Origin of the sequence: Vibrio sp. TRT 29B02 (assembly GCF_050113655.1) — a bacterium.
Lineage (GTDB): Bacteria > Pseudomonadota > Gammaproteobacteria > Enterobacterales > Vibrionaceae > Vibrio.
The window spans coordinates 1-13,308 of the sequence record NZ_JBNJOJ010000036.1 but is presented as its reverse complement, the minus strand read 5'-3'; the positions used below and the strand labels follow the sequence as shown (position 1 = coordinate 13,308).

The 13,308-nt window shown below is 40.8% G+C and carries 9 protein-coding genes; 8 read left to right on the top strand and 1 reads right to left on the bottom strand.

Going from position 1 to position 13,308, the window contains the following annotated elements; genetic code table 11:
• Positions 1–21: 21 nt before the first annotated feature.
• From ACQEXT_RS18410 to fbpC, 3 genes are all read left to right on the top strand, one after another.
• Positions 22–1,056, top strand: a complete 1,035-nt coding sequence (locus ACQEXT_RS18410; RefSeq protein ID WP_331418098.1) for an ABC transporter substrate-binding protein — start codon at positions 22–24, stop codon at positions 1,054–1,056.
• A gap of 65 nt (positions 1,057–1,121) precedes the next feature.
• Positions 1,122–3,206, top strand: coding sequence for an iron ABC transporter permease (locus ACQEXT_RS18405; protein WP_331418099.1), 2,085 nt, complete (start codon positions 1,122–1,124; stop codon positions 3,204–3,206).
• A gap of 18 nt (positions 3,207–3,224) precedes the next feature.
• Positions 3,225–4,286 carry a ferric ABC transporter ATP-binding protein gene (fbpC, locus tag ACQEXT_RS18400; RefSeq protein ID WP_426953143.1) on the top strand — a complete coding sequence of 354 codons (1,062 nt, stop codon included), beginning with the start codon at positions 3,225–3,227 and terminating at the stop codon, positions 4,284–4,286.
• 78 nt (positions 4,287–4,364) lie between these two features.
• Here the strand turns inward: fbpC and ACQEXT_RS18395 are convergent, their stop codons facing one another.
• Positions 4,365–4,721: a YibL family ribosome-associated protein gene (locus ACQEXT_RS18395; RefSeq protein WP_138971249.1), complete on the bottom strand. Its 357-nt coding sequence runs from the start codon at positions 4,719–4,721 to the stop codon at positions 4,365–4,367.
• Between the two features lie 226 nt (positions 4,722–4,947).
• Between ACQEXT_RS18395 and ACQEXT_RS18390 the strand changes: the two genes are divergently transcribed.
• The 5 genes from ACQEXT_RS18390 to drt3b all read left to right on the top strand — a co-directional run bounded on the left by ACQEXT_RS18390 (position 4,948) and on the right by drt3b (position 12,877).
• Entirely contained in the window at positions 4,948–5,721 is a 774-nt protein-coding gene (locus ACQEXT_RS18390; protein ID WP_426953142.1) for a DUF4344 domain-containing metallopeptidase, read from the top strand.
• 386 nt (positions 5,722–6,107) lie between these two features.
• Positions 6,108–7,769: a methyl-accepting chemotaxis protein gene (locus ACQEXT_RS18385; protein ID WP_138971247.1), complete on the top strand. Its 1,662-nt coding sequence runs from the start codon at positions 6,108–6,110 to the stop codon at positions 7,767–7,769.
• Positions 7,770–8,032: 263 nt separating this feature from the next.
• The gene (locus tag ACQEXT_RS18380) at positions 8,033–8,716 is read left to right on the top strand and encodes a DNA alkylation repair protein (protein WP_138971681.1); all 684 of its coding nucleotides are present in this window, start codon (positions 8,033–8,035) and stop codon (positions 8,714–8,716) included.
• Positions 8,717–9,656: 940 nt separating this feature from the next.
• On the top strand, positions 9,657–10,892 hold the full coding sequence (gene drt3a / locus ACQEXT_RS18375; RefSeq protein ID WP_337163054.1) for an antiviral reverse transcriptase Drt3a: 1,236 nt from the start codon (positions 9,657–9,659) through the stop codon (positions 10,890–10,892).
• Positions 10,892–12,877 carry an antiviral reverse transcriptase Drt3b gene (gene drt3b, locus ACQEXT_RS18370; RefSeq protein WP_426953141.1) on the top strand — a complete coding sequence of 662 codons (1,986 nt, stop codon included), beginning with the start codon at positions 10,892–10,894 and terminating at the stop codon, positions 12,875–12,877. Before drt3a ends, drt3b begins: the two co-directional genes overlap by 1 nt.
• Positions 12,878–13,308: the final 431 nt, after the last annotated feature.

The window sequence follows — 13,308 nt, the reverse complement described above, 5'->3', positions numbered from 1 at the left end:
GATACAACAAGAGGAAATAACATGAAAGTTGGAACAAAACGCAGCCTACTCTCTGCTTGCATTCTTGCAGCATCAATCGCTGCACCTCAAGCGCTCGCCGATGGTCGTTTAGTGGTTTACTGTAGTGCGACCAACGCCATGTGCGAAGCGACAACAAAAGCTTTCTCAGAGAAGTATGATGTAAAAACGTCGTTCGTTCGAAATGGTTCAGGCAGTACGCTGGCAAAAATTGATGCCGAGAAAAAGAACCCTCGTGCGGACGTATGGTATGGCGGTACGCTCGATCCTCAATCGCAAGCTGGCGAGATGGATCTGCTCCAAGCTTACCAATCCCCTCAATTAGAATTCATCATGGACAATTTTAAAGACCCAGCCAAACGCAAAGGTAACTACTCTTCTGCGGTTTACATGGGGATTCTAGGTTTTGGGGTCAATAAGGACCGTCTGGCAGAAAAAGGCTTGGCAATTCCTCGCTGCTGGAGTGACCTAACTAAGCCGGAATATGTGGGTGAAGTTCAAATTTCAGACCCACAAAGCTCTGGTACCGCTTATACCGCGCTCGCCACCTTTATACAGCTCTGGGATGAAGACAAAGCCTTTAGCTACTTCAAAGCGTTGGATAAAAACGTCTCTCAATACACTAAATCAGGCGTAACACCATCGCGCAACGCCGCTCGTGGTGAAGTCGCTATCGGTATCGGCTTCTTGCACGACTACTCGCTAGAACAATCAAAAGGCGCACCTCTAGAACTTATCGCTCCGTGTGAAGGTACAGGCTACGAAATCGGCGGTGTAAGTATTATAAACGGAGCGCGTAACCAAGAAAATGCACAGAAATTCTTGGATTTCGTTTTGTCGAAAGAGGGTCAGGAAACTGCATGGAAAAAAGGTCAATCATTCCAAATCCTAACCAATACGACTGCCGAGCAATCGCCAAACGCTCTTGATCCTAAAACACTTGAGCTCATTGATTACGATATGGAAACGTACGGTTCATCAGACGAACGTAAACGTTTGATCAACAAATGGGTGAACATCGTCAAGATGGGTCAATAATCCAACTGGGAACGGGTGATGATGCTTGTCATCACCCTACTTGCTCATAAATTTAGGTATTAATTATGAACGAACTCACCGCGCATATTAGCCCTGAACTTACTAAGCGCGATCCCGTATTTTACTGGATATTGAGCTTGGTAGTCGCTTTCATTCTTCTTCCTGTCTTTGCTCTCGACTATGGTTTGATCGACTCTACTCCTGATGAGTTTTATTCCGCCATGGGTTGGAGTGGTGTCAATATTTCGTGGTTATGGTTCGGCCTTCCTGCTGTTTTGCTGCTACGTCCATTAAAAACACAAAACAAATATGCCAAACGTCGTCATCAGTTTGATATTGGCTACTCCGCATTTTGTATGCTGCTGGTGCTGATCTCTTCTTGGTACACCGAACACGGTATGGGTTATGCCACCATAGTGTTGTTTACGGTGTTAGGTGCCGTCATGACACTCGCATTCTCACGCCTAGAATACCTTGGTGGAGATGCCTTCGTCGTGGGCTCACTGATCGCTATCGTTCTGTTGATCACCGTCTTTATTATCTATCCGAGCTTTGCCATTTTCGTCCCAATGTTTGAGGATGAAATGGGCAACTTTGTCGCTTGGCAGTTTGTCGATATCCTCAGTCGCTCGCACATTATTCAGATCGTAATCAACTCGGTTGGCTTAGGTATCGCTGTTGGTATCGGTGCGACTTTCTTTGGTCTGATTTTCGCTATTTATACAACTCGTATTGCGCAGCGCAGTGCGTTTATCGCACGTATATTCTCCATTTTACCGATTGTCACGCCACCTTTTGTGGTCGGCCTTGGTGTGACATTGATGTTGGGTCGCTCTGGTTACATCACCGAACTCATGGTCAACTGGTTTGGTCTACAACAGACCAACTGGCTGTACGGTTTCACTGGTATCTGGCTTGCACAGGTACTCGCTTTTGCTCCTATGTCATTTATGATTCTGGATGGGGCAATGAAGTCACTACACCCTTCACTCGAAGAAGCGTCTTATACCTTGCGTGCAAACCGCTATCAAACCTTCTTCAAAATCGTCATGCCACTGCTTAAACCGGCACTAGCTAATAGCTTCCTAATTATATTTGTTCAGTCATTAGCTGACTTTAGTAACCCGCTTGTGCTCGGTGGTAGCTTTGACGTACTGGCAACGCAGATCTATTTCTATATCGCAGGTGCTCAACTGGACTACGCATCAGCAAGTACTCTCGGTGCGGTTCTGCTGCTCTTCTCACTCGCCATTTTCGTCGTTCAGTACCTATGGATTGGTAAGCGCTCATACGTCACCATCTCTGGGAAGTCCTATCGCGGCGATGTGCAACCTTTGCCTACCTCTCTAAAACATGCGGTCTGTGGCCTACTTTACTTCTGGATGGCGTTTAACATCCTACTCTACGGCAGCATCTTCTATGGAAGCTTTACAGTTAACTGGGGCGTAGACTACAGCCTAACCCTATCTAACTACTTAAACCTATTCGGCAGTGGTTTTGGTGAAGGTGCATGGCCATCGCTTATCACAACGATGATCTACGCTGGCATTGCTGCGCCTTTGACCGCTTTCTTTGGTCTGCTGATTGCCTATATTGTGGTTCGCCAGCAATTCCATGGTAAGAAAGTGATTGAATTTGCCACCATGCTCTGTTTCGCCGTTCCTGGCACGGTTGCGGGTGTATCTTACATTCTCGCGTTTAACGATGCTCCGATCTACTTAACGGGTACTGCGGCAATTGTGGTTATTTCTATGGTAATGCGCAATGTTCCGGTAGGGATTCGCTCAGGTATCGCCGGTCTTGGCCAACTTGATAAAGCACTTGATGAAGCCTCTCTTAGCCTACGCGCAAACTCGCTTAAAACCATTACACATGTGCTGTTGCCACTCCTACGCCCTGCGATTTTATCAACCTTAGTGTTTAGCTTCGTGAGAGCGATGACCACCGTCAGCGCGATTATTTTCTTGGTCACCCCCGAAACTCGCGTTGCCACCTCGTACATATTAAATCGAGTGGAAGACGGCGAATACGGGATTGCGATTGCTTATGGCTCAATCCTAATTGTTGTCATGTTAGCGATTATTTTGATTTTTGATTTTCTTGTCGGTGAAGCACGCGTCTCGCGTTCCAAAGCCAATAACCAAGAGTAGCAATTGGAGATATAACTCATGGAAAAAGAAAACTTTGTAGTCTTAAAGAATGTCTGCAAACGCTTTGGGGATAAGACCGTCATTGGCGATTTAGACCTTGAAATTAAGAAAGGGGCACTCGTCACCCTACTCGGACCATCAGGATGTGGCAAAACCACCGTCTTGCGCTTAGTGGCGGGATTAGAAAAACCCACCAGCGGGCAGATTTTTATCGATGGAGAAGATGTCACCAATACTTCCATTCAACATCGTGACATTTGTATGGTGTTTCAATCTTATGCCTTGTTCCCACATATGTCGCTGGCAGACAACGTTGGTTATGGTTTAAAAATGCTTGGCCTAGATAAAGCCGAAATCAAACAGCGAGTCAAAGACGCTCTAAAATTAGTCGACTTAGAGGGATTTGGCGAACGTTACGTCGACCAAATTTCCGGTGGTCAACAGCAACGTGTCGCTCTTGCTCGCGCTCTGGTTCTAAAACCCAAAGTTCTGCTATTTGATGAACCACTCAGTAACCTAGATGCCAACTTACGCCGAAATATGCGTGAAACTATTCGCGACCTACAGCAGCGGTTTAATATCACATCACTCTATGTTACTCATGACCAAGCTGAGGCATTTGCCGTCTCCGATACCGTTATTGTTATGAAAGATGGCGACATCATGCAGCAAGGTACACCAACAGAGTTGTATCAGCATCCGGCATCTATGTTCATGGCGAACTTTATGGGTGAAGCCAACATGTTTAGCGGCCATTACGACGGCACATACGTTGATATCCATGGCTACCGATTGAAAGCCAATCAAGATAATCTCGCTGGCATTGTCGCTGGCGACTATGAGATTGGTGTACGACCTGAAGCAATCCTCCTCGCCGAAGAAGGAGAGGCTTGCCAGCAATGTCAGGTCAGCAGTTTTGCTTATATGGGGTCTATGTATGAAGTCGTGGTTCAATGGCAAGGTCACGAGCTATTGTTACAACTCAACTCATCACAGTTCGACGCCAGTTACGCAGACCACGCCTACCTAACCATCAACCCCAATGGTGTGTTCCTATTACCCCAAACAGCTCAAGAATAGTGAGTGCTCACTGGGCGTAACACCAAAACAAAAAAGCGCCGTTAGGCGCTTTTTTTAAATACATACAAGACGTTGGCATTAGAACTTGTTCGGTGCGTAGCCTGTCATCACTTCAATGCGCAACTCTTTGCCCAACTTTGTCATTGGGTGAACCACCACTAAACCTTTTACCGACTTTTTCAGTTTACCCATATCCGCCTGTTCCGCTTTCGTGATTTCGCGAGAGAATGGCATATCCTGCAAGCTCTTACGCTCTTTGTTGCGATCGAATTGCTGCTTATGCTTCATTGAGCTTACTTTCTTGTTGAGTTTTTCAATTTCATCAGTGAACTGAGAAATCATTTCCTGATCACCACGACCTTTAGCTGCGTCCAGTTTACGTTGGCAAGTATCTAGACGGTTATGAAGGTTTTGAAGTTCTTTTTTAAGGCTCATGGTGATTTATCTCATAGAAACGGAAAAGGGCGGCGAGTGTAGCACAAGCATAGCTGCTTCCCTAATGATAATCATCATTTCACTCCCCTCTATTCACTTGAACAACCCTGCCCTCAATCCATCGTTCAAAATTGAGTGTTACCAACGGCAAACTAGAGCGAAATCGTTCATTATATGCCAGTATTAGTTAAGCCCATCCATGCCAAGATAATAATAAGGATTGAGTATGTTTTATCGTGTGTTACTTCCTTCGCTAATGCTGTTTGCATCTACTGTCTTTGCCGGTTCAGAAAGTGTTGTCATTCGCTATCTTAAACCACAAAATGAGGTTGAGAAAATGGCCAAGTCTGAGATTGAGCAAAGTGGTGTAAACCAAACCTTAGTCGACTTATCGCAGAGTATTTTTCCGTTCAAAAACACCTTAACCATCCAATACGGTGGCGATCAAGGCCCACTTTACGATCCAGAAACGCATCAGGTTCATATGCCTTACGAGTTCTATCAGCAAGCACTGGATTACTTTAAGAAAAATCAGTATGACAAAAAATTTGGCAAGAGTGCGCAAGCCGGTGCCATTGATACCGTATTACACACCCTGCTTCACGAAGCCGGACACGCTTATATTGCCGACCAAAACATCCCGATTTTAGGCAAGGAAGAAGATGCCGTAGATAATTTTGCTGCGCTAATGATGATCGAATATGTGGAAAATGGAGAAGATGCAGCAATCAGTGCCGCCGATATGTTCGCCTTTGAATCCGAAGATCGTCCTGACTATTACGATTTTGGTGAATACATAGACGAGCACAGCTTTGACTTACAACGCTACTTCTCAACTTTGTGCCTAGTTTATGGCAGCAACCCTGAACAACATAAAAGCTTATTAGACGAAGTCGAAAACGACTATCTGGCGGATCGTAAAGATTTTTGTATCTATCAATATCAAGCAGTGAGTCAAAACTGGCACAGATACTTAACGTCAGTGAGCGATGATCAATAGCCATAACGGTTTCGCAGAAACATCGAGGTAAAAACATAACTAAATTGACGATTTTCTACGATGGCCGCTGCCCATTGCGTGTAAAAGCGATGGGCAGATTGGCTATACATCAAGTTTACCAACAACCTTTAACCACTAGTCTAAATGGTTGACAGCAAAGAGTTACTGCGACGACAAGCAATGTTTTCGATAGATTGTACTAAGGTCTAATATCGAGAATCTGCAAACCCCTCAAGATTCACAGTCCTGAGCCGATAAATTGGCTAATCTTATAAGATAAACTTTTGGTCTATAAGCATGATTCCAATAATTAAGCTTCTTGCCTATTCGGTCCTCTAGATCGCAGTATGGTCAATGAGCCACTATTACTTAAACAGGATGTTTGTATGAGTCTTACAATTCGCAGCCGCTTATATATTTTGGCATTGGTTCCGCTGCTAGTTATCGCGTTAGGTATGCTTAGCTTTACCTACATGAAAACCACCGAACTGAACGAGCAACAAATCGAAGTTACTCGCGCTAACTTAATGAACTTGAAGAAAGCCGAACTAAGGAACTATCTTCAAATGGCCAAATCCTCCATCGAACCTTTTCTAGAGAAAGGTGCGAGCCTTGCGGAGGCATACCCAACCCTGAAAACACTAGAATACGGTGAATCAGGATACGTATTTGGTTACGACTCCAAAGGTGTACGACGTGTTCAGGGGCAGAGTGAAAAAGGGATCGGAGAAAACTTCTGGAATCTACAAGATCAACAAGGCAACTACCTGATCCAAGATCTCATCCGTAACGCAAAGACTGGCGAGTTCACCACTTACTACTTCCCTAAACCAGGCGAAACTAAGCCTCTACCTAAACTGAGCTACTCAATCTTTATTCCAGAGTGGGATTTGATGCTGGGGACTGGTTTCTACACAGATGATATTGATGCCATCATCGCCGATATGGAAGCCGCAACCATTAGTGCGTTGCAAACTACCTTGTCAGCTATCGTCATTTTCTGTCTAGTCATCGCGGGGATCGTTGCTGTCTTCGCAGTTGCGATAAATCGTACCATTATGAAACCGCTAGAAATGTTTGATAACTCCATTAGCTCATTTGCAAGCGGTGACGCTGACCTGACCGCTCGTATGGAAGCGTTTAAAGCCCCTGAATTTGCTAGGCTAAGCAGTAACTTTAACGCTTTCGTTGCCAGCCTTCAGACCATCATTGCAAACGTTAGTGATGTCGGCCAGCAAGTCGTCGCGGAAACCAACAATATGTCCCAGCGTGCTGCTAAAGTCGATGAGTTGGCTTCAGGGCAACGTGAAGAGACAGAACAAGTCGCGACGGCAATGACCGAAATGACAACGACAGCTAGCGAGATCTCCAACAACGCGAGTCAGGCGGCATCATCAGCCAAAGAAGCGGATGACTACGCGAAAGAAGCGCAGCACATCGTTAATTCAGCGGCACAATCGGTTGAAGCTCTCGCTGAAGAGGTTTCACAAGCCAATGGCGTTATTTCTCGTCTAGAAGGCGACGTACAGAATATCTCCTCTTCACTGGAAGTCATCCAAGACATCGCTGAGCAAACTAACCTACTTGCGCTGAACGCAGCCATTGAGGCCGCTCGTGCGGGTGAACAAGGCCGAGGCTTTGCGGTCGTAGCTGACGAAGTACGCAAACTGGCTAGCCGCACTCAAGATAGTACTGGAGAGATTCACCAGATGATCCAGCAACTAAAAGCCGCCTCTGACGATGCAGTGAAAGCGATGGAGTCTAGCCAAAGACGTGGTGCAAGTACCGTTGAAGAAGCGAATGCCGCCGCCAAAGCGCTCATTCAGATACAGGAATCAATCGGAACCATCATGGATATGAACTCACTTATCGCAACGGCAACGGAAGAGCAAAGCCTAGTGGGTCAGGAAATTTCTCAACGTGTGGTTGTCATTTCAGACCAGAGTTCGCAATCTGCCGAACTGGCAAATGAGAATCGCGCTGGTAGCCAAGAGCTCAACCACCGTGCCAACGAACTATACGACTTGGTTGGCCGCTTTAAAGTGTGATGCTCAACTTTTCGTTTCCTTTAAAGCCCGCACCTCTGCTGCGGGCTTATTCTTATCCCTAAATACTAGAAATCACTTTCATTGTTTTCCTGTGCATTTATGGACTTTAGAGGAATATGGACTTTAGAGGAATAGCTAACTCACTATTGCCCCATTCCGAGCTACGCTCCGACATACTGAACTATATAACCGAGTCGTGTTGATATACATAATGTAATAAGTAAACTTTATCATTGAACTCAATGAGCCTTAGGAACATTTGAATGCATCCTTGGAATATAACGGTAAAGACAATGCTTGAACCTTTGGCGAATAGTGCTGATGCACTACAGATGCAGGCATACATGCGCAATCAGTTTCGATTCTTGGGGATTAAATCAACTCAAAGGAGAGAAGTGCTTAAACCACTTTTCTCAAAAGAACAACTCCCCGAGATAGACGATTTACCTAGCATTGTCAGAGAGCTTTGGTCACTTCCTGAAAGGGAATTTCAACTGATCGCAGTTGACTTGCTCATTAAACGTAAAAACCAGCTACCAGAAGCGTTTCTATATGAATTAGAGTGGCTTATCATTACGAAATCATGGTGGGATACGGTTGATTTTCTCTCCTCACACATTACAGCTGCTCTGTATATCAACCATTCCGACCAAACTCGACAGTACATTAGTCGTTGGCGTAACTCAGATAATATTTGGTTGCGGCGAACTGCATTACTTTATCAATTGAGATTCAAACAGCAGACGGATGAAAAGCTATTATTTGAGATCATCAAAGAAAATCAGGCTGACAATGAATTTTTTATACAAAAAGCGATAGGCTGGGCACTGCGAGAATTCTCGAAAACCAACGCCAAGTCTGTAGTTTCGTTTATTGATCAGCAAAACATACAAGGGATTGCCAATCGTGAAGGGTTGAAGTGGTTGAATAAACACAATCAAGCTTGAACACCCATAGACGCATGTCATTGCAGTGCCAATTGTGATCTTGCTGGCTAAGGCCTGCCCCGAAACGTGTTGTGAACCAAAGTACGAACATAGATTTTCAGTTAACTTTGACATACAAAAAGTAATGATTGTCAAAAGGCAAGATCTGACCCCGTTATTCGACGGCTAGAGCTAAGTGATCAAGAGCCTAAGAAACGCTTTACAAGTCGTTCTGAGTATATGGCGATCTTAGGTTATTGATGGCATTTGTATGTCTTAGATCACAAAATCGGATGCTTAAAGAATATAAAGTGGCCGCTATAACTTCATATTTATCAGATGGCTGACTAGATAATGTTTGACAATGGAAAGCTAAGCTTATGGGATGTGTTTAACAATTTATCCATAGGATTAGCAACACTTCTTATAATTCTTTTTTCAGTATTTTTCTATGTAGATTTTGACCACTTTAAAATCCTAGAGTTACTATCAAAGTTCTCTCCTGTACTTGTTATTATAATGCCAGTCCTACTGCTTTTATTAGGAATGCTGGTAGACGCATTATCAAATAGATTCCATAGAACTCAGATTAAGATTTTTAGAATAAATAAAAGAGTATCAAGGGATCAAATGGAAGCAGAAGCAAAAGTAAGAAAATTACTTCCTGACATAATAACTGAAAAAACAATGTTTCGATACTGCAAGGCTTTCGTCTCTCAAAATTGCAAGAATAATAATGTCGAGGTGTTTTTAGCTAGGTTTGGTTTTTATAGAAACTTTTCATTTATTCTCTTTGTGTCTTCTTTTGTAGGTTACTACGTATTTTGTTCAATGATGTTTTCAATTGTTATATTTTTCTTGTCAAGAGTATTCATGAGTAGATCAAGTCATTTTTTGAGTCTTTTAGAATCTGAAGTGTATTATAATTATTTGGCTTCAAATATAAAAAAGGATTTTTAGAATGTTAGATCAGTCAATAAGTGAGAAAAATATAAAAAACATATCATCAAATATCTGGCATAAATGGAATCATTCTAAGTCATTTGATGTATTTTTTGATGAAATGTACACTAAATTGGAAGCGAAGTTAGAAAGAGAGAAATACTTGTTTTCTACTTTTAAGTGCTTCAAGTTAATGGGTAAGGATACATATGATTTTAGCTCTTCAGAAGATGAAGTAGTATGTAAAAAATTAAATGATAATATAAGAAGGCTATTTAAAATAAACGCTGGCGATAGGCATGCTATTGTTAAGCAGGTTATATCTTTACTAAGTGATACACAACCAATTAAAGTTCTTAGATTGGATATTAAAGAATTTTATGAAACAGTAGATAGAGATAAGGTGCTAGAGTATGTAATAAATGAATGGTTGTTATCACACCAGAATAGATGTGTATTAAAATGCTGGGATGATAGTTTAAAAAGCATAGGTGTGACTGGCTTACCAAGAGGAATGTCTTTAAGTTCAACGTTATCTGAAATTAGAATACGTCCGTTTGACCGCGAGGTTAGAAAGCTAGAGAACGTTTATTATTATGCTAGGTTTGTTGATGACATAATAATTATGTTTACTGGAGATAGTAAGCAGATTATGTCTGATTTAGAAGACATTCTTAAAAGAAACTCTCCTGAGTTAAGTTTTAACGATAAAACTAAGTTAATAGACTTGAATTGTAAGAATAAGCCACGTTCAACACTAGACTATTTAGGCTATAAGATAATTACTTCAAGTAATGTTAACAAAAGAAACAAAAATCAAAAAAGAGAAGTTATTGTTAAAATTAGTGATAAGAAGATTGGGAAAATAAAATATAGAGTTAGAAGGTCTTTTTCCTCTTATGTTAGAACTAGGAACTTTAGGTTGCTTTTGGCTCGTTTGGAGTTTTTAACTGGAAATCAGTATATTATAGGTGATATAGAGAGAACTCGTCTTAAGTCTGGAATATATTATAACTATCCATTGATAAATGACAGCTCTCAGGTTAAAGAGCTAGATAAATACTATCAGAAACTTATTAACACTAAGAAAGGTAGTGTGGCTAAGGCTATTAATTATATAGATAACTATGATAAAAAAGCTCATGGTAATAGACTGGTGAAGGTAAAGAAATTGTCTTTTTACTTCGGGTTTAGTAAAAGAGTAATGAACTCATTTAATAGAAAAGATTGTAGAAATATTAAAAGGTGTTGGTAATGTCAAAAGTAAAAATAGATAAACATGATCACCTTAGAGTCATGCTGACTGATACACTTCCTTACGAAGTACCTATCACCTTTCTCAATGAGGGCGCTTACTTCTACCTAAGAAGTCAGGATAAAAAAAGTCGGCATTATAAGAAGGTAGATGAAGATATTAGTAAGTTTGTTGATCATTTCTTCTACGTGGATACTTACACAGTTCCCTATAATTATAGAATAAGTAAGAATTCAAAGAGTAAACGATTATTATCTGTCCCTCATCCAACTATTCAACGACAAATAACCAAGTTATATGGAGAATATGACTCTTTAATTACCGAGTTGTGTAGTAGAAGTCCTATAAGTCTTAGAGCACCTCATAAGATTGCATCGAGATATTATGAAAAAGAACTGGCTTCTTTCTCTTTATTGGACAAAGACACTGGAGTTGAGACCGAAAAAGATGCGTTTGAACAAACATCAGTATATGCCAGTTCATACTTTACTTATAAAAAGTATAATTTTTTATATAAGTATTATGATTCGTATGAGTCACATAGAATTGAAAAGAAGTTTGATTTTCTTACTAAGTTTGATATTTCAAAATGCTTCCATAATATATATACGCCAACTTTTACTTGGGCGGTGAAGGGCAAGGATTTCTCAAAGAGGTATTCTGATTACTATTCGTTTGACTTACAATTTAGAAAATTGATGGAAGATTCAAATGATTTAGAATCAAGTGGAATTTTGGTTGGCCCAGAGTTCTCTAGAATATATGCTGAGGTGATACTCCAAAATATAGATCTAAATATAATTAGAAGGTTGAAAAATGATTGTGAGCTATATTTTGATTCGGACTACACGATTAGGCGGTATGTTGATGATTACTTTTTATACACTAAAAGCATGGCGGCATCTACAACTATAATGGAAGTTGTTGTTGATGAACTGGAAAAGTATAAATTATTCATAAATGAGTCTAAAACAGAGCATTGCCAAGTTCCGTTTATCACGGGATTAACGATAGCCAAAATGGACTGCAAAAAGCTCGTTAATGAGTATTTTGATCTTATTACTAAAGATAATCCTGATGTAGATGATATCAAGTTTATATCTTCAATAAATCCATCAAGAAAATCCAATTTATTTATTCGTGACTTAAAGAGACTGGTAAAAGTTAATAACGTAAGCTATGAAAGTTTGACTGGCTATGCTTTAGGTGAAATTCGTAGAAGGCTTTTCAGGTTGATAGAGGACGAAAGAGTAATACAAGCTATCAATAATACAGAAACAGATAGAATAATGAAGCTATGTGTGTTTTCTTTGGAGGTGTCATTCTTTATCTATAGTATGGATATTCGAGTTCGAACTACATATATAATTACTCAACTTGTGGTTGGGCTAAATGGATTGACGGAAAATTCTTCTGTAGAACTTAAAGATGTAGTGAGAAAGAAAATTTATGATGAATCAATGCTTCTTTTAAGTAAAATGAAAGATAAAGGTAAGGCTAATAGTATTGAGACTCTTAATTTGCTTGTTTCTATAAAAACTAACTTTAGTGATTACCCAATTAGCCAAAGCACATTGTTAGACTTATTTGATATTAAGCATAATGATGAGGGGTTAATTGAACAGAATAAAGTTCCATTAGGTTACTTTCAGATTATGGTGTTGTCTTGGTTCAACGGGAACTCTCGTAAAGAAATAACTGAGTTCTTGCAGTGTGAAGTTATGAGAAAAATAGAGCTTAGCGATGATGATGCTATTAAACAGTCTACAGAATTAACTTGTATGTTATTTGATAGCTTTAGCAATCCTTTCTTTACGGATGAATTTAAATATGGATTGATTGATATGTTGTCTAAAAAACTTCGTATGAGATTCTCGAATAAGAAGGTAATAGAGTATTTGAAAGGAAGAGATTGGTTTTTTACTTGGAAGGAAAACAACTTAGCTCAGGTTCTAATGAAAAAAGAATTGCGAAGTCCATACTAGTAAGTTAGTGTTGAGCTGTACGGGTAAGGTGCTTCGAATACATATGTATCACTAGTAGGCTTATGCCATCTAGTGCTGCCAAGAGCAGCTCACACGCTATGTTGCGCTGAGTCCGTACGACTGATTTTTTGTGAGAGGGTAAGCTGATAACTGGCTTACCCTTTTTCTTTATGATGGCTGTTACTAATAGGTTCAGGTCTTGCCTTTTGCTTGGCGAAGTTCCCTATACTTGAAGTAATCCATTGATTACTAATTTAGCAAGGTCACTGACAAACTTTTGTCCAGCTTCGAGCTAGCTGGTGAGGCTAGCTCATGTGATCACCAAGCGATTCTGTCGTACCTTAATTACCAAGTGACTTTGTCACTACGTTAACTACCGAGGGAAAATGACGAGGCTGAAATGCCGTACTCTTTAAAGTATTAAAATAATC

What these genes read in the sequence shown, in the direction of transcription:
- ACQEXT_RS18390 (WP_426953142.1), top strand. Translation starts at nt 4,948, where the DNA reads ATGTTTTATCGTGTGTTACTTCCTTCGCTAATGCTGTTTGCATCTACT.
- ACQEXT_RS18385 (WP_138971247.1), top strand. Translation starts at nt 6,108, where the DNA reads ATGAGTCTTACAATTCGCAGCCGCTTATATATTTTGGCATTGGTTCCG.
- drt3b (WP_426953141.1), top strand. Translation starts at nt 10,892, where the DNA reads ATGTCAAAAGTAAAAATAGATAAACATGATCACCTTAGAGTCATGCTG.
- drt3a (WP_337163054.1), top strand. Translation starts at nt 9,657, where the DNA reads ATGTTAGATCAGTCAATAAGTGAGAAAAATATAAAAAACATATCATCA.
- ACQEXT_RS18410 (WP_331418098.1), top strand. Translation starts at nt 22, where the DNA reads ATGAAAGTTGGAACAAAACGCAGCCTACTCTCTGCTTGCATTCTTGCA.
- ACQEXT_RS18380 (WP_138971681.1), top strand. Translation starts at nt 8,033, where the DNA reads ATGCATCCTTGGAATATAACGGTAAAGACAATGCTTGAACCTTTGGCG.
- ACQEXT_RS18395 (WP_138971249.1), bottom strand. Translation starts at nt 4,721, where the DNA reads ATGAGCCTTAAAAAAGAACTTCAAAACCTTCATAACCGTCTAGATACT.
- fbpC (WP_426953143.1), top strand. Translation starts at nt 3,225, where the DNA reads ATGGAAAAAGAAAACTTTGTAGTCTTAAAGAATGTCTGCAAACGCTTT.
- ACQEXT_RS18405 (WP_331418099.1), top strand. Translation starts at nt 1,122, where the DNA reads ATGAACGAACTCACCGCGCATATTAGCCCTGAACTTACTAAGCGCGAT.